The 17,131-nt window shown below is 43.2% G+C and carries 20 protein-coding genes; 16 read left to right on the forward strand and 4 right to left on the reverse strand.

The features are described from left to right. Window positions 1–40: 40 nt before the first annotated feature. A complete protein-coding gene (gene lgt, locus G6N79_RS07915) occupies window positions 41–868 on the reverse strand; it encodes a prolipoprotein diacylglyceryl transferase (RefSeq protein WP_103907146.1) in 828 nt (275 codons plus the stop codon). A 94-nt stretch (window positions 869–962) separates the two neighbouring features. On the opposite strand from lgt, the gene G6N79_RS07920 reads away from it, so the two are divergent. Together G6N79_RS07920 and G6N79_RS07925 are read left to right on the forward strand one after the other, a co-directional pair. Then, entirely contained in the window at window positions 963–2,084 is a 1,122-nt protein-coding gene (locus G6N79_RS07920) for a M42 family metallopeptidase (protein WP_103907123.1), read from the forward strand. 19 nt (window positions 2,085–2,103) lie between these two features. Continuing rightward, window positions 2,104–2,424 carry a DUF3467 domain-containing protein gene (locus G6N79_RS07925; protein WP_103907124.1) on the forward strand — a complete coding sequence of 107 codons (321 nt, stop codon included), beginning with the start codon at window positions 2,104–2,106 and terminating at the stop codon, window positions 2,422–2,424. Window positions 2,425–2,761: 337 nt separating this feature from the next. Here the strand turns inward: G6N79_RS07925 and G6N79_RS07930 are convergent, their stop codons facing one another. Then, entirely contained in the window at window positions 2,762–3,643 is an 882-nt protein-coding gene (locus G6N79_RS07930) for an IS3 family transposase (protein WP_103908025.1), read from the reverse strand. 23 nt (window positions 3,644–3,666) lie between these two features. Continuing rightward, window positions 3,667–4,200, reverse strand: a complete 534-nt coding sequence (locus G6N79_RS17525; protein ID WP_146060690.1) for a transposase — start codon at window positions 4,198–4,200, stop codon at window positions 3,667–3,669. A gap of 175 nt (window positions 4,201–4,375) precedes the next feature. On the opposite strand from G6N79_RS17525, the gene G6N79_RS07940 reads away from it, so the two are divergent. The 4 genes from G6N79_RS07940 (at window position 4,376) to G6N79_RS07955 (ending at window position 7,664) form a co-directional block, all read left to right on the forward strand. Then, entirely contained in the window at window positions 4,376–4,540 is a 165-nt protein-coding gene (locus G6N79_RS07940; protein WP_160003794.1) for a hypothetical protein, read from the forward strand. Window positions 4,541–4,604: 64 nt separating this feature from the next. Further along, window positions 4,605–6,113: a carbon-nitrogen hydrolase family protein gene (locus G6N79_RS07945; protein WP_103907408.1), complete on the forward strand. Its 1,509-nt coding sequence runs from the start codon at window positions 4,605–4,607 to the stop codon at window positions 6,111–6,113. A 257-nt stretch (window positions 6,114–6,370) separates the two neighbouring features. After that, window positions 6,371–7,174 (forward strand): toxin-antitoxin system YwqK family antitoxin, encoded by an 804-nt coding sequence (locus G6N79_RS07950; protein ID WP_103907409.1) that lies wholly within the window; start codon window positions 6,371–6,373, stop codon window positions 7,172–7,174. 55 nt (window positions 7,175–7,229) lie between these two features. Then, entirely contained in the window at window positions 7,230–7,664 is a 435-nt protein-coding gene (locus tag G6N79_RS07955; RefSeq protein WP_103907410.1) for a hypothetical protein, read from the forward strand. 64 nt (window positions 7,665–7,728) lie between these two features. Here G6N79_RS07955 and G6N79_RS07960 read toward each other — a convergent pair whose 3' ends face one another. Further along, entirely contained in the window at window positions 7,729–8,466 is a 738-nt protein-coding gene (locus G6N79_RS07960) for a 3-keto-disaccharide hydrolase (protein ID WP_103907411.1), read from the reverse strand. 381 nt (window positions 8,467–8,847) lie between these two features. On the opposite strand from G6N79_RS07960, the gene G6N79_RS07965 reads away from it, so the two are divergent. The 10 genes from G6N79_RS07965 (at window position 8,848) to G6N79_RS08010 (ending at window position 17,124) form a co-directional block, all read left to right on the forward strand. Then, window positions 8,848–9,861, forward strand: coding sequence for an MsnO8 family LLM class oxidoreductase (locus G6N79_RS07965; RefSeq protein WP_103907412.1), 1,014 nt, complete (start codon window positions 8,848–8,850; stop codon window positions 9,859–9,861). Beyond that, a complete protein-coding gene (locus G6N79_RS07970; protein ID WP_103907413.1) occupies window positions 9,851–10,897 on the forward strand; it encodes an MsnO8 family LLM class oxidoreductase in 1,047 nt (348 codons plus the stop codon). The genes G6N79_RS07965 and G6N79_RS07970 overlap by 11 nt, the downstream gene beginning before the upstream one ends. A 264-nt stretch (window positions 10,898–11,161) precedes the next feature. Then, the gene (locus tag G6N79_RS07975) at window positions 11,162–11,701 is read left to right on the forward strand and encodes an immunoglobulin-like domain-containing protein (RefSeq protein WP_103907414.1); all 540 of its coding nucleotides are present in this window, start codon (window positions 11,162–11,164) and stop codon (window positions 11,699–11,701) included. A 310-nt stretch (window positions 11,702–12,011) separates the two neighbouring features. Next, the gene (locus G6N79_RS07980; RefSeq protein WP_103907415.1) at window positions 12,012–12,260 is read left to right on the forward strand and encodes an AbrB/MazE/SpoVT family DNA-binding domain-containing protein; all 249 of its coding nucleotides are present in this window, start codon (window positions 12,012–12,014) and stop codon (window positions 12,258–12,260) included. After that, window positions 12,254–12,571, forward strand: a complete 318-nt coding sequence (locus G6N79_RS07985) for a type II toxin-antitoxin system PemK/MazF family toxin (RefSeq protein WP_200818833.1) — start codon at window positions 12,254–12,256, stop codon at window positions 12,569–12,571. Before G6N79_RS07980 ends, G6N79_RS07985 begins: the two co-directional genes overlap by 7 nt. Window positions 12,572–12,607: 36 nt before the next feature. Beyond that, entirely contained in the window at window positions 12,608–12,979 is a 372-nt protein-coding gene (gene folB / locus G6N79_RS07990; RefSeq protein ID WP_103907417.1) for a dihydroneopterin aldolase, read from the forward strand. Between the two features lie 446 nt (window positions 12,980–13,425). Beyond that, complete coding sequence (locus G6N79_RS07995) at window positions 13,426–13,869, forward strand: Hsp20/alpha crystallin family protein (RefSeq protein ID WP_103907418.1); 444 nt, start codon at window positions 13,426–13,428, stop codon at window positions 13,867–13,869. Window positions 13,870–14,037: 168 nt separating this feature from the next. Continuing rightward, entirely contained in the window at window positions 14,038–14,667 is a 630-nt protein-coding gene (locus G6N79_RS08000) for a TetR/AcrR family transcriptional regulator (RefSeq protein WP_103907419.1), read from the forward strand. Between the two features lie 34 nt (window positions 14,668–14,701). Continuing rightward, the gene (locus G6N79_RS08005; RefSeq protein ID WP_103907420.1) at window positions 14,702–16,063 is read left to right on the forward strand and encodes a TolC family protein; all 1,362 of its coding nucleotides are present in this window, start codon (window positions 14,702–14,704) and stop codon (window positions 16,061–16,063) included. 5 nt (window positions 16,064–16,068) lie between these two features. Further along, window positions 16,069–17,124, forward strand: a complete 1,056-nt coding sequence (locus G6N79_RS08010) for an efflux RND transporter periplasmic adaptor subunit (RefSeq protein ID WP_234993253.1) — start codon at window positions 16,069–16,071, stop codon at window positions 17,122–17,124. The last annotated feature ends 7 nt before the right edge of the window (window positions 17,125–17,131 follow it).

Here is a 17,131-nt window from a genome sequence, read left to right on the forward strand (position 1 = left end):
TTCAATAAAAATGCCCTACCGAAAGGGTAGGGCATCGCTGTTATGCTGTACGCGTTTCTTTCGGTGTTCTCAATAGCAGGAAGATTCCTACGAGGATAAACGGAATACTCAGGATCTGTCCCATATTCAGCAGCATGCCCGCTTCAAAGGCTACCTGATCGATCTTCACGAACTCAATGACGAATCTGGCACCAAACAGGAGAATCAGGAAGATACCGAAGAATTTGCCCGGTATAGGTTTCATGTTCTTCTGGTACAGTGCCCACATGATGAAAAAGATGATGAGATAGGCCAAGCATTCATACATCTGTGCAGGATGGCGTGGGATCTGGTCGATATTCGCGAAAACTACCGCCCAAGGGAGGTCCGTTGGGTTTCCGATCATCTCCGAGTTGAAGAAGTTCCCCAAGCGGATAAATGCCCCAGCGATCGGTACGACCAAGATCAGTCGATCTACCAGCCACATGAAGTCTGTTTTGGTGTTGCGAGAGAATAGCCACGTAGCCACTAAAATCCCCACGGCGCCACCGTGGCTCGCCAGTCCCGTAAATCCGGTCAGTCGCCACTCATTGCCCACTTTTTGAAAAGGGATGAATATCTCCAGGAAGTGTTCCCGGTAATACGGCCAATCGTAAAAGAAACAATGGCCCAATCGTGCTCCCACCAAGGTACCCACAAAGATGTAAATCGTCAATTTATCGAGAAGCTCCTGTGATTTCCCCTCACGCTTGAAAACCTTTAACATCAAGATATAGGAAACCACAAAGGCCAATAGCCAACACAGGGAATAATACCGGATGCCAAAGCTGCCAATACTGAATAATTCAGGCTTTGGATCCCAGGTTATAAAACTTAATAATTCGGTCATGCTCATAATAAAATGTCCCGTAAAGATAAGGTTTCGGTTTTTATTTTTGCGAAAATTACGGAAATAGTTATTTTGCGATAATTAAGGATAAAGCATGGCGAAGAAAGCATTAAAAACAGAAGAAACAACGACTCCGTCGGTGGTAACCCCCAAATCACTGGCATTTTTCGAGCAATATATCAACAATCCATCCCCGACGGGATTTGAGTGGTCAGGTCAGCGGCTGTGGTTGGATTACCTGAAGCCATATGTGGATGAAACCTATATCGACAATTACGGTACCGCAGTTGGGATCATCAATCCGAAAGCGGCCTATAAAGTGGTGATTGAAGCCCATGCGGATGAAATCTCCTGGTTCGTGAACTATATTTCCAAGGATGGACTGATCTATGTCATCCGAAATGGGGGTTCCGATCATCAGATTGCCCCTTCCAAACGGGTGAACATCCATACCGACAAGGGCATTGTGAAAGCCGTATTCGGGTGGCCGGCCATCCATACACGGGCCGGTGAGAAGGAGGAAGGCCCAAACATGAAGAACATCTTTTTGGACTGTGGTTGCACTTCCAAGGAGGAGGTTGAGGAATTGGGGATCCATGTCGGATGTGTGATTACCTATGAAGATGAATTCATGATCCTGAACAACCGCTATTATGTGGGCCGTGCCATGGACAACCGTGCCGGTGGATTTATGATTGCCGAGGTAGCCCGCCTGTTAAAGGAGAATAAGAAAAAACTGCCTTTCGGACTTTATATCGTCAATTCCGTGCAGGAAGAAATCGGTCTTCGTGGTGCGGAGATGATCGCCCATTACATCAAACCAAATGTAGCCATCGTGACCGATGTGACCCACGATACCAACACTCCGATGATCAACAAGATCACCCAGGGCGATCTGGCCTGTGGAAAGGGACCGGTGGTATCCTATGCGCCTGCAGTTCAGATCAACCTCAACAAGCAGCTTATTGAGGTGGCCAACGCGAATAATATTCCTATCCAACGTCAGGCGAATTCCAGGTTTACCGGAACGGATACCGATGCTTTTGCCTATTCCAATGGTGGCGTGCCTTCCGCACTGATCTCTCTGCCATTGCGCTATATGCACACCACGGTAGAGATGATCCACAGAGATGATGTGGACAACGTCATCCGCCTGATCTACGAAATGGTGCTGTCCATCAAAGATGGGCAAGATTTTAGAACATTCAATAAATAACAACCAATATTTAATTAACATGGACAACAACAATGTAAATGCGCCAGAAGGGCAAGAGTTAAGCATCGAATTAACAGAAGAAACCGCAGAGGGCGTATACTCCAACCTAGCGATCATCACACACTCCAATACCGAATTCGTGGTGGACTTCGTGCGCATCATGCCAGGAGTGCCGAAAGCAAAGGTGAAATCACGTATTATCCTGACTCCGGAACATGCAAAGCAACTCTTGAAAGCATTGCAGGAAAATATCAACCGCTTCGAAGGATTGAATGGCGATATCGTATCCAAAGATATGCCCTATCCGTTGAATTTTGGCAATGCCAAAGGGGAAGCGTAAATAGTAGTTAGTAGATAGAATTAAGTATTAAGACCTATGGCGGCCGGCATGGCCGCCATTTTTTTGTTTTTTTGAGGTAATAGCACACATGCCAACCCCGGAGGGGTGTAACTATTTTAGAAGCACCTGCACCGACCTTGTCCGAGTTCCGTCCTAGGTGCGAGCGTATTGCAACCGTGGTGGAAGCGTGCCTATAGACACGCTCTCACCACGCTCTGACCACGCTCTCACCACGCTCTCAAGTCGGACAAGGTCTGTCTTGTCCTTATATAGCTATACAAATTATTGGATTAATTCTGAATTGATTATACAGGCAAATTTGGTAATACTATATGTACTATACAAACTCTTTCTGCACTATTGGATATTTTTTCGGTCTCCATCTCTTTCTCAGCGCACCTGACCTCATATGTGCCTGTTCAGGTGTGAGGTAATCACAGCTCGCGTGGGGCCTTAGGTTGTTGTATACCCTGATGTTCTCCCTGATCTTTCTTGTGGTCTCCCTCAGGCCACTCTGTGATGCGTAGAGGTCAAACTCCGCCTTCAGTATGCCGTTCACCCGTTCGGCTATCGCATTCTCATAGGGATCCCCGTTCTCGGTCATGCTGACCCCGATCCCGTTGGTGCGTAGGATATCCACATAGCCTTTGCTACAGTACTGCGAACCCCGATCGGAGTGGTGTATGAGTCCCTTTCCCGGATACTGCCTCTGCTGCAGTGCCATCTGCAGGGCATCGATACATCCCTGTGCCGAGAGGTCGCCCCTGAACGCCCAGCCCACTATCTTTCTGGAATAGGCATCGGTGACCAGGCTCAGATATCCCCAGCGCCGGTTGAGCTGTACATAGGTGATGTCGCTTACCCAGACCTGCTCGGGGCGCTCGACCGCAAGTTCCTTTATCAGGTTTCTGTACTTCTTCATCCAGTGCCGCGAATCGGTGGTGACCGCCTTCCTCTTCCTGACCCTGATCTGTAGGGAATGCTCCCTCATCAGGGCGAAGAGATAGTCGCGGCCGATCCTGATCCCATGTTCCTGCAGGGGGCCGGCGAGCATATGGAGCAGCTTCCGGGTACCGATCCTCTTCTGTTCGCTGCGTATCCGCAGCACGTGCTGCAGGATGATCTCGTCCTTCAGTCCGACATCCTGCACCCGCCACTGGCGGTCATAGTACGCATGCCTTGTTTTGCCAAACAGTCCGCAGATCAAACGGATCCCCATTGCTGGGGATTCCTGTTTGATCTTTACGACCGCTTGGCACCAGACTTTTTTCTGATGTCGATCTTGAGCTGTTCCTCGGCAATATCGATCATGGTATCCAATGCCCTGATCTTCAGGTTTGCATATTCCAGGGCCTTCTTCAGGGCCAGGATCTCTGCCTCTTTGGGGTCTACGGGTTTCTTGTTGGCCATATCATCGGGTTCTGGGGAACTAAGTTCGGTATTTTTCCCCTTATATTCCCTGACCCATCTGGAGACCGTACCGCAGGAGATATCAAAGGTGTTCCCCGCCCGGTAGGCGCTCATCCCGTCCTGGACCGCCCTGATCACTGAACGCTTCAGCTCGGTGGTATACCGCTTTGCCCCAATGGGCTGTCGCCCGAACTTCTTCATCCAGCGGATCAGGCTCACTTCGGAGACACCGTACTGTTCCATCAGGTCCCGGCGGGGGACCCCAAGTTCGATCTGATCCAGCATGTGGAGGATCAAACGCTTGTCGAATGGCTGCTTCTTACTGGTCCGCTCAGCGAACTCAAACTCTCTTTCTATTGTTTCCATACACTTTGTTTTTGTGTATAGCTTTTTTAGGATTGGACAGTCCAAGAAAATTTCCCTTGAAAATCCGGTATCTTTGCCTGATTATCACTTGGAAATCAGGCTTTACGTGATTGTTCAAACGTAAACGTCATGCTTAATCCTAAACTGTAGCAAAACCTGCCGTTTTTTTACTGAAATGACGTTATTGCCTTCGATGTTGGATGGTGCCAAAATCTTACGGAATTCTTCGCCTTTGTGTGGTGCCCTGAAACTAAGTGAATGGCTGGATAGCGAAATCAAAATGGATAAGGAAAAAGCGCATCTTGTAGATGCAAAGCGTAAAATCCTTGCTTTTAAGTAAAGTTTGGAATGGGATTTGTTTATTAAGCGTAGTCAGTACTGACTAAAAAATAGCATCAAGATATATGGATATTAAAGTTAGAAATCTTAGTAAGAAAGATTATAAAGATTTGAAGAGCTCTATGGAGGAGGCTTACCATGGATTGGGAGATCCATGGACAAAGGAAAATATTACCGATCTGATCGATATTTTCCCGGAGGGACAGATTGCGGTAGAGGTGAATGGGAAAGTTGTGGCATGTGCATTATCCATTATTCTAAATTCAGCAAAGACCAATGTTTACGATAAATATTATACCATTATCGACGACGGAAAATTTGACAAGCATGATGTAGATGGCGACACTTTATATGGAATCGAAGTCTTCGTACACCCTGACTTCAGGGCTTTGCGTCTTGGTCGCCGTTTGTACGATCAGCGGAAGGAATTGTGCGAGCAGATGAACCTGCAGCGCATCATCGCCGGTGGACGGATCCCGAACTACCACAACTATTCAGATACCATGACGCCGCGGACCTACATTGAAAAGGTGAAACGCAAGGAGATCTACGATCCGACCCTGACGTTCCAGCTTTCCAATGATTTCCACGTGAAGAAGATCCTGAAGAATTATCTTCCTGAAGACACGGAATCGCTGGAGGTAGCGACCCTGTTGGAGTGGAACAATATCTACTACGAACCGGATGCGCGATCCAACTCCGCCACTAAGCAGACGATCCGTCTGGGCTTGGTACAGTGGCAGATGCGTCTGTTCAAGGACCTGCAGGAATTCTATGATCAGGTGGAGTTCTTCGTCGATACAGTTTCCGATTATGGAACGGATTTCATTATGTTCCCGGAGTTTTTCAATACCCCATTGATGAGCCCGTACAACGAGTTGCCGGAGCGTATGGCGATGGAAAAACTTGCCGAGCACACCAAGGAAATTATAGAGAAGATCCAGCAGTTTGCCGTATCGTACAATGTGAACATTATTTCCGGATCGATGCCGATCATGGAACGCGGGAAACTGTACAACATCAGTTACCTGTGCCACCGGAACGGTAGTCTGGATTCCTACAAAAAAATCCACATCACACCGAACGAGATGCGTTACTACGGCTTGGTCGGTGGTAATGAGGTGAAGGTATTCGATACGGATTGCGGTAAGGTTGGGCTATTGATCTGTTACGACGTGGAGTTCCCGGAATTGAGCCGTATCCTGGCAGACCAGGGTATGCAGATTTTGTTCGTCCCTTTCATGACCGATACGCAGAATGGTTATATCCGTGTGCGGTCCTGTGCACAGGCTAGGGCCATTGAGAATGAATGTTATGTTGCGATCGCGGGATCTGTAGGTAACCTTCCGCGCGTGAACAATATGGATATCCAATATTCGCAATCCGCGGTATTTACACCTTCGGACTTTGCATTCCCGAACAATGCCATCAAGGCGGAGGCCACACCGAATACGGAAATGGTCCTGATTGCCGACGTGGACCTGTACGCCTTGCGCGATCTCCATGAATATGGGACAGTGAAGATCCTTCGCGACAGACGTAAGGACCTCTATGAGGTGAAGTTATTGAAATAAATACCTTGAAAAACATAAAGATCAGCCAAAAGCGGTCGTGGATTCAATTTCACGGCCGCTTTTTTATTGATTCGGATTGTATTTCCGTGCTCCATTGTTTGTAATGGGCATCTATCCGCTACATTGATGGCTCATTTCCATGGAATTCCTTTTCCCTTGCCATACGCATTATAGCTAGATGTAGCTATTTTTTCAACCTGATTATAGCGGTAACTTTGTTAAAGGAGTTTACGATTAACCAATTAAAACACCACATTATGAAAACGATAGGAACACTTTTGACCATTGTCCTTTTTCTGTTCGGTTATTCAAGTTATGCCCAGAACAAGGAACATAAAGAATATTATGACAGCGGAAAATTAAAGTTCGTAGGCTATATGACACCTGACGAAAAGCTAGTCGGTGAATGGAAATCGTATTACGAGAGCGGAAAATTGATGGGGATATCCATATTTAAAAATGACAAGCTGGAAGGTGATGTCAAAGCATATTACGAAAGCGGGAAATTGAGGGCTATTGAGCCCTATAGAAATGATCTTCTTCACGGCGAGGCAAAAATATATTACGAAAGTGGCGGTCTGAAAATGGTGGAGAACTTTGTCGATGGTGAATTAACGGGTGAAATCATCTATTACTATAAAAATGGACAGCCGGATAACCGGAGGAAGGAATTGAAAGCGGCATTACAGGCGAATTTGGTTAAGGATGAATCGATTGTATCTGTTTCGCAAATAGTGGTTGGAATCCGGGAAATTGACATCTATTATTTGGATGATAGCGAGTTGTCGGAGAAAATGGTTAAGGTGCCAATGAACCTCCATAGCATTGATCAAGAGGGGATCATGACATTTCGTGCCCATAAGGATGATGTGGGCACTTTTCAAAAGACGAGAGATTTGAAATTCGATGGAGATAAGGTGGAATATTTTTTCAAAAAGAATGGGGATTATCGATCCTATTTTGTCTCCGGTTCCTTGGATGTTGGATTTAAGGTGAAGAAAGAAGGGATAAATAAAATAATGCAATTGATGAAGGGGATTAGCGAAGATTTGGAAAACTGAAAATTACGGAACAGAAAAGTCTCATACCATAAGAATATTTTTAATATCAAGCCTTATGCGCGTAATCAATATGTTAAAACAAACGCAAGCGGAAATCTCCAGCAGCTATGAAGTGGGGCAAGAATGGCGCTATCATACACGAGGAGGAGAGGAGCAATCCCTGGTTACCATAGTTAAAATCGAAGACGATGAAAAATATGGACCCATAATCCATATTGCGGTATCGGGGGTACGCATCAAAAACTTGAAGTATCCCAATGGAATATTGGAGGAGATCTTTCATTTACCCCTTGTGGAAGGGGCCCTACGGAATAGCACGACGAAATTGAATAGGAGCAATGTCCACTTACCAGATTATGAATTCGGTTACGTCCGTTGGAAAACTGCGTTCGATCGAGAGGAAGCAGGTTGTTTTGCGATTCCTTTGCGTGAAATCGTTCAATGGTTGGAGGACGGTACTTATGAAATAAAGGACGTGAATGAAAATTAGCGGAGCATCAATTTTACCAAACCAAATGATGTTTATGGGCTGCAGGATCTGCAGCCCATGTTGTTTATTTGAGTTCGCGAATCCAGATATTGCGGAAGCTCACCAGATCGCCATGATCCTGGATGGCAATAGGGCCGGCGCCGTGTGCTACCATCTTGGGTAGGCCGATGTATTCCGTAGTACCCTGCAATTCTGAATTGTACTGTACCAATACGCCGTTATGGATGACGGTGACCATTCCTCGTTTGATCAGGATCCCGTTGCTGTTGAATCGGGGAGCCGTATACAAGATGTCGTAGGTATGCCAGCCGTCTTCCTGTTTTCTGGCTTCCGCAAGCGGTGGCTGCTGTTTGTAGATACTGCCTGCCTGTCCGTTTGTATAGGTCTTGTTATCGTCGTTATCAAGGACTTGAATCTCATATTTTCCCTGCAAGAATATTCCAGAGTTGCCACGTCCCTGGCCTTCGCCTTTGATGACTTCTGGGCTCTTCCATTCGACGTGCAGCTGGAAGTCCTCAAAATTCTTCTTCGTGACAATTCCTCCCGTACCAGGTTTTACCGTTAGTACCTGCCCCTGTACGGTCCATGCTGCAGGGCTCTTTCCGTCCTTCTCGCTGACCCATTCGTTGAGGTTGCTGCCATCAAAGAGGACGATGGCATCCGATGGGGCTGCGGTTCTGCTGGTTTTCACAACAGGAGGGACTGGTTCGTAAAATTCGGTGTCCTGGGGCTGGAATTTGGTCTGTGCTCCGGCATAGGAGATCCCAGCAAAAAGCGCGATCAATAAGGTTTGTTTCAACATAGGTTTACGTTTTATTTTATGTTAATATAAGAAAAAACATGGAATTTCATTTATTGGTGCAGCTCAAACAATAGAAAATGTAAATAAAAAAATTGGTAAGCAAACATGGAATAATGCGCTAGGAAATTGAAGCCTGAAGGAAATGAAAATCATAAAAATATTTTCTATACATCCATATATAGAACATTTTAATGTTATATAAATAATTAATTAAATAGTTTCGTAATATAAAAAAATTAAGTTTATTGTAAACTTAAAGTAAAATTGTATATTTGGTATAGTAATTATCCGAATAAATAAATTGCTTATTTCTCAAAAAGTAATTTTTAATCAAAGTATTCCATAACGCCTATTAAATTTAATTTTAGCATATATTAACGAATGAAATTATCTATCCTAGATCAGTCCTTGTTAATTGAGGGCAAAACAGGTGCGGATGCAGTCAGAGATACAGTATCTTTAGCTATTGCAGCAGATGAGTTGGGTTTTCACCGCATTTGGCTATCAGAACATCACAATCTGTCATTTTTACAAGGGTCATCCCCAATTGTTCTCTTATCAGCTATTGGAGCCCAGACTAAACAGATTCGTATTGGTTCTGGGGGAGTAATGTTACCCAATCACAGTGCTTTTCATATTGCCGAAAACTTCAGAATGTTAGAATCATTATATCCAAATCGAGTAGATTGCGGTATTGGAAGGGCTAGTGGAGGGGATGCGTTTTCGCGTTCTTTACTAAATGGAAATGACCGTATAACCAACCAAGATTTTGAACAGCAAGTAAGCGCACTAGATATGTATTTACATGATGAATGTAAAAGAGCTAAAGCGAACCCTTCAACTCTTAAAGCCCCTCCAATTTGGATGCTTTCGGGTGGAGGACACCGAAACAGTGGAATTTACCCTGCGGAAAATGGTTTGGGTTTGGCTATTGCAGCATTCATAAATCCTAATCCAACTCCCGAAGCGGCAGTTGAATATATTAGAAGATTTAAACCGTCAGAAGAATTGCCCGAGCCAAAAATCATATTGGCATATAATTGCATTTGTGCAGAAGATCCGAAACGTTTGGCCCAACTTAAAAAGTTATCTGATTTGTTTCGACTTACTCGTGATTCAGGTAATTATATGCAATATGTTCCTTCCGCCGATAAATTAGATGGCATTCATTTCTCGAAGCAACAAAAAGAATATTTAGAAAGTATTTCTGGCAGAGAATTGGTCGGAAATGCAAAACAAATATTTGAACAAGCCAAAAAAATAGGAGCTGATTTTTATTCAGATGAAATTATGCTGTCCATGATTTCATATACTTTGGAAGACAGGATTTCTGCTATAAAAGCACTTTCGGAAACCTTTCAATTAAATAAGAAAATAGATAAAAATGAAAAATAACATCGTTTTATCGGTTCTGGATATTGGGCCAATTCGTGAAAATCAAACTTCAAGTCAAGCATTTTCATCAATGACAGATTTAGCTCAACATGCAGAAGAGCTTGGTTATAATAGATTCTGGGTAGCAGAGCACCATAATGCATCTGCTTGTGTAGCTGGATCCACATCAGTAATTGCTGGGGCAATTGCCGGAAAAATTAAAGCCATGAATACTGGAGGATATGTACTGCTCCCACACTATACACCATTCTTGGTAGCAGAGCAAAGCGCAACACTCGAAGCTTTTTATCCTGGTCGAATTGATTTATGTATTGGTGGCGCAACAGGTACAGATTCTCTAACAACTGCATTAATTCGTGGTGGACGTATGAATGCCAATCAAGACTATGCAGAAATGATTCAACAAACCCTATTGTTGTTGCAGGAAGGTGGGGCAGATTTTTATGCTGAAAATAAAAAATATCATTTTTCAGTAATGAATGGCGCAAATTCAAAACCATCAGTTTGGTTAATGGGCGCATCAGAGCAAGAGGCAATAATTGCAGCAGAATTAGGGATTGGATTTGCACTTCCGTTTCATGTCACTGCTGATTACCGTGGTGCCGAAGTTATTCAGGTTTATAGAGATAATTTTAAAGCAAGTACATTTTTCCAAGAACCTAAAGCAAGTGCTACAGCAATTGCTGTAGTTGGAGAATCTCAACAAGAAGCGGAAAGATTGGCTATTGCACATTTGCAAACTCTGGGGGCTTTCCGTTCTGGTGAATTAAAAGGTTTACAGCCATTGTCAGAAAATATATCTGCTGAAATGTTTTCAAGTAAATATAGAGCAATGACCGAACATATGCGATTAACATGGGCTATCGGGAATGCAGAAAAAGTTGTTCAAAAATTAAATGAAATAATTGATGTTCTAAAGCCTGATGAACTAATGATTTCTCCAATGAATCCAAGCTCTAAATTTGATGACCCAAATCTTTCCCAAGCAAGGGTTGGAGCTTTGGAAGCTATTGCAAAGGGTTTCGGAATGGTATAACAAATTAATGATTCGTCCTTAAAAACCCTAACCCAATTTAATTCTTGTTAAATTTCTGATTATTGCCCCAACGCCCCGGTTTTTTGGATTGATTGGTACTTTCACCAACCAGCAGAATGTTCAAAAACCACCAATCTGATATTGATATCACTAAATGAGGGTTTGAATGTGTCTTTTGTTAAACAAACTTCAAGTCTGATTACAAATATTAAATGCAATTTGACCAAGATTTGCACTTAATGTGACTAGGAATAAATAAAATATATGATATTATTTGATAAAGTATTGAAAATTGTGGTTTTGATGACTCCATTTGTTTTTTTGTCATCAAGTTTAAGTTGTATTAGTAGCCGTGGAACAAATGTTATGGGACCTAATGGTCAACAAACAAATGTTATTGATACGATTTCTGGAGGTTATTATGAAATTTCAAAAAATCCAAAACAATGGATCAAATTGACCTTGACTCCAGACACTTTTCATTTAAATAAACTTCAAGATGGAATAGTAAAATTAACACTATCAGAAAACCATCCATGGGCAAGTACTGGTCGTTATGTGACAGTCCAAAGATGGGAAAATAAAAAATGGATAGAAGTCAAAGCTCCTGAAAGGGAAGTCAGGAATAGTATTTTGAAGATATTTAATGGATCATCTCAATTCGAACATCCGTTTTCAATTCCGGTTTACTTCAGAGAAGGTGAACTCGTTCCTGGAAGGTATCGGATAATTAAAAGTATTAATCTATACGAGGTCAGAGGTAAAGAGATTCTCTTGGTTTATGAATTTCAAATGGTCAAATAGATGGCTGAAACGATCAGAGAATAGGAGGAATATTAACACTAACCCTTTTTTTAAATAAACTCTTTACCCGACCTAAAACCTGAATTAGTTTCGGCTTTTCCTTCTCTTTCTTCTTCGTTCCCATCGCCCTCGATTGCTACCACATGTATAAGTCTTGGCTTCGCTGGAAAGTAGAATAAAATAGACTCGTTTTTGTTTTCGGAAATGATGGCATCAAATTTTTATTTAAATAGCCCCCGTTGGATGGAAGTTATAAAACAATTTGAGTTTGCATTTTAATTTGTTATAATTTTGTTATAACTTTAGTGTTATGAAAACTAAAGTTAGAAAAATAGGTAATTCATATGGAATTATAATAGGAAAGCATATTCTTGACCAACTTCAAGTTACGGATGAAGTTTCTTTATCTGTCCAGGATTCTAAGATCATTATCGAAGCAGTTAAAACAAAACATCGTGAAAATTGGGAAGAAATGTTATTAAAAGCTAATTCTTTAAAAGATGAAGAGGTTTTAGAATACCTTGATAATGATTTCGACAAAACAGAATGGACATGGTAAAAAGATTTGAAGTTTATCTTGTTGACCTAAGTCCTACCATTGGTAGCGAAATTAATAAAATTAGACCTGCTGTAATAGTTTCACCAAATGAAATGAATAATGCTTTAAACACCGTAATTATTGCGCCTTTAACATCTACTCTAAAACCCTATCCTATGCGTGTAAATTGTAAGGTAGATGGAAAGCAAGGTCAGATTGCTTTAGACCATATAAGATCTGTTGATAAAAAAAGATTAAAGGTTAAACTTGCAGAAATTAATAATGCTACACAAAAAGAAGTGATTAATGTTTTATTAGAAATGTTCTCTTAAATAAATTATAAATAACAATCCTTAAACTAATATAAAATGGCACGAATAACCCAAGAAATAGCATTGACCGATGTTCGGTTCTATTCACCTATCGGATTCTATGAAGAAGAGCAGGTTTTGGGCAATGAATTCTACGTGAGTGTATCGGTACGTTTTCCTTTTGAGAACCCTGATGCCGAAGTGTTGGACAATACCGTGAATTACGAGGAATTGTATGGAATTCTGGTGGAGGTGATGAGCCCGAAGCGGAAATTGTTGGAGTCTGCAGCGGAAGATATCCTGAACCGCGTGGTTGAGGAATATGCCCATGTACAGGAAATCAGTGTATCCATCAAGAAGGCCAATCCACCCTTTGGCGGAGATCTGGCAAATTCGGTGGTATCCCTGTTTTATGTCCGTGAAAAATAGGGCAGGGAGGCCAGCGGGAATTAGTAAGGTCCCATCAAAGGCACAAGTGACCCCACGCGCAATCCCCGCACACAACACTTGCGCCAGCGGGAATTAGTAAGGTCTGTCATGAGGCACAAGTGACCCAACCCATCATCCCCACACACAACACTTGCGCCAGCGAGAATTAGTAAGGTCTGTCATGAGGCACAAGTGACCCAACCCATCATCCCCGCACACAATACTTGCGCCAGCGAGCCCATTAAAGCCATTCTATCTCACATCTCAAATCTCACATCTCATATCTAACTCTCATATCTAAAAGAGACATTCTGTCTACCTAACACCCTCTAAATCTGACAAATTGTCCTTTGAATATGAAAATTATGGGATGGTACGTTACTTGATTATAGGATACTACAATTAGCATTTAAAAATTAGAAAAACATAATTAGGAGGAATAAAACATGGCATTAATAAAATTACCAGGAAAATCGTACAACACAGATGCAGTGAATCCATTTGTAAACAATGTATTTGATAATTTATTCAACGATTCATTTATTTCCGATCGTTTGGTAACACGCGTTCCTGCGGTTAACATTACGGAAACCCCTGAAGCTTTCACCATTGAATTGGCAGCTCCAGGATTACAGAAATCTGATTTCAAGATCAATGTAGATAAGAATATCATGACGATTTCTGTTGAAAAACAAGACGAGAAAGTAGAAGACGGCAAAGTATATAGCAAAAAAGAATTTAGCTACACTTCTTTCTCCAGATCATTCACTTTACCAGAGGTAGTGGATTATGCAAATATTGACGCAGCATATACCGATGGTGTATTGCATATCAAGATTGGCAAGAAAGAGGAAGCGATCGTAGCAAAACGATTAATTGAAGTGAAATAGTTTAAGTTTAGTTGTGGTTAGTTGAGGAAGGCAGCACGTTTGTGCTGCCTTTTTTTATGAATACGACCTATGGTAGTCTTGAATTGTCATAGAAATGTCTTCATTTAAAAATTTGTTTTAACTACTTAACACTGTTAAGTAGTTTTGTTTTTGTAAAAGTTAAAGAAATTGACAAAGCAGGTAAAACATAAAGAAGATTTACGGACCGTTATCTTGGAAGCTGCCAAGCAGCTGTTCGTACAGGAAGGATTTGAAGCGACCTCCATTCGGAAGATCGCGAAGGTGATCGGCTTCAGTCCAACTACCATCTATTTGTATTATAAGGATAAGAGTGATATTGTCTATGCGCTGCATCAGGTCGGGTTTGGTATGTTGCGGGACCGTTTGGAGCCATTGATGGCTGTGGAAGATCCCTTTGAACGGTTGAAGGCCTGTGGTCGGAATTATATCCGATTGGCGTTTGAGCACCCTGAATATTATCAGGTCATGTTTATGTTGAAGGAACCCATTACCTTTTTGCAGGATGAAAAGGCTGTTAATAAATGGCCGGAAGGAGAGCAGGTTTTAGCTTTCCTGAAGATGACCATAGAAGAGTGCCAAGCACTGGGTTATTTCAAAGGGCAAAACCCTTTCTATACAACGATACAATGCTGGGCGACTGTCCACGGTTTGGTTGCCTTGAACATTACCGACCACCTGTCGTGCATCCAGGAAATCTTTGGTATGCAGGAAAGTGTAGAGGAACTTATTTACGAGTCTTTTAAAACGTTAATCACTTTGGTCAGTACGGCTAAGTGATATTTTTTTGAATATTAAGTTAACACTGTTAATAATGAAAATTGCTATTCCCATCTTAGTCGCCATACTTATGGTATGGAACACCGGACAGCAACTGTACGGACAGGAAAAACCCTTGGACAGCTACATTAAACAGGGACTTGATTCCAATCTGGTGCTTATCGAGAAGGATCTTTCCATGAAAAAAGCCCTGAACGGACTGGAAGTTGCACGCAGCATGTACCTGCCGAGTGTTAGTTTTGATGTGACCTATTCCCATGCGGAAGGTGGTCGTTCCATCAACCTGCCCGTCGGTGATATGTTAAATCCGGTGTACACTACCCTCAATCAATTGACCCAGAGCCAGAATTTTCCGCAGATCGCGAACGAAGAGATCAATTTTTTGCCTCGTCATTATTATGATGCGAAGGTGCGGACAACTGTCCCTTTGATCAATACGGATATCAAGCACAATAAAGTGGTACGTGAGAAGATGGTGGAATTGAGCAAGGTGGAGGTAGAGACCTATAAACGGGAACTGGTAAAAGATATAAAAATTGCCTATTTCAATTACCTGAGTGCCGTTCAGGCACGTGATATTTACGAGAATGCACGGAAGTTGGCTTTAGAAGGGAAGCGCGTAAATGAGAAGTTGCTGGAAGCCGGGAAGGGATTGCCCGCCTATGTTGTCCGCTCGAATGCTGAAGTCGCTGAGCAGGATGCGAAAATTGCCGAGGCCGAGCAGCAGATTAAGAATGCAAAATATTATTTCAATGCCTTACTGAATCGACCGGCAGAGAGCGAAATAGCCTTTGAAGCGGCTTCACCCGCTGCTGTAGAATCGCAGATCAATGGACTGTCGGTGGATATCGAGGGACGTGAGGAGTTGAAATCTCTTGCTACCAATATCGCCATCCAGGAATCGATGGTCGACATGAGCAAACAGGTTTTCATACCGAAGTTATCGGCATTCCTGGATTTGGGTTCTCAGGCGGAGGGAATGAAGATCAATGGCAATTCTCAATACTTCATGGTCGGTGCGCAGTTGAGTTTTCCCATTTTCGAGGGAAACCGAAATAGGTTAAAGATCAAAGAAAGTCAGATTGCGGTTGCGGAAGCGCAAAATCGTCTGGATCAGGCTCACCAGCAATTGGAACTGTCTGCAATGGTTGCCCGGAATGAACTGATTGCCATGCAACGGAACTACTCCAGTGCCAAGGTGCAATTGGAGGCCGCAGCAACCTACCAACGCTTGATTTTGCGTGGATTCAATGAAGGCGTAAATACCTATATCGAAACCATTGACGCGCGATCTCAATATACCAATGCACAGTTGGCATCCAATATTGCGGCTTTCAAGCTGCTTGCTGCCTCAGCGAAATTAGAACGTGAAAATGCATCTTACCCATTAAACTAAAGACTATGAAACTTGCAAAATATTCTTTCCTGTTGGCTTGTCCTTTCCTGATGCTTGGGGCATGTCATCAATCCGACCGAAAAACTGAACTTGTTATCCAAGATACCATTCCCGTAAAACTGATGTCGATCAATGCCGGGGCAGGGTCGGGGGCTATTGATGCGACCGGTGTCTTTACCACTGATGATGAAACCATCCTCAGCTTTAAGAACGGCGGGGTTATTTCCAGGATCCATGTGAAGGAAGGCGATGCGGTTCGTAAAGGGCAGGTATTGGCTTCTGTTTTGAGCTCCGAAGTTGACGCCCAAGCAGGGCAGGCTCGATTGGCGGTGGAGAAGGCACGTCGCGATTACGATCGGGCAAGTAAATTATACCGCGATAGCGTGGCGACATTGGAACAGATGCAGAATGCACGCACCGCTTTGGAAGTTGCGCAGCAGGACGTGAAATCGGTACAGTTCAACCAACAATATTCCAATATCTATGCACCAGTTTCAGGATATGTCCTTGCCAGGCTCGCAAATGAAGGCCAGGTTGTCGGTCCGGGAACTCCAGTACTGCAGGTGAATGGTGCCAATCAGGCACGATGGACCTTGAAGGTTGGCGTCAGTGATCAGCAATGGACCCAGATCCAGGTCGGCGATCCGGCACGGGTGAGTACCGATGCGATGCCGACCGATACCCTGCAGGCTGCTGTTTTCAAGAAATCCGAGGGGATAGATCCCCAGTCGGGAACATTTGCCATCTTTCTGGAACTGAAACAGAAACCTTCCTATAAATTGGCGTCGGGTATCTTCGGGAGGTCGCAGATCATGACTTCCGTCAATCAGCAACAAAATAACTGGCAGATTCCATTCTCGGCCTTGTTGGATGGCAATGGCCGTGAAGGGTATGTATTTATTACGGAAGACGGTAAGAAAGCAAAAAGACAGAAGGTGAAGATTGCTTCCATCGGTGACCACGTGGTTACCGTGAGTGCGGGTCTGGAAAATGCACAGGCATTGATCGTTTCCGGAAGTCCTTACCTAGTGGATGGATCACCCATAGTCGTTCAGAAATAATCTCCAA

Source organism: Sphingobacterium lactis, from assembly GCF_011046555.1.
GTDB lineage: Bacteria > Bacteroidota > Bacteroidia > Sphingobacteriales > Sphingobacteriaceae > Sphingobacterium > Sphingobacterium lactis.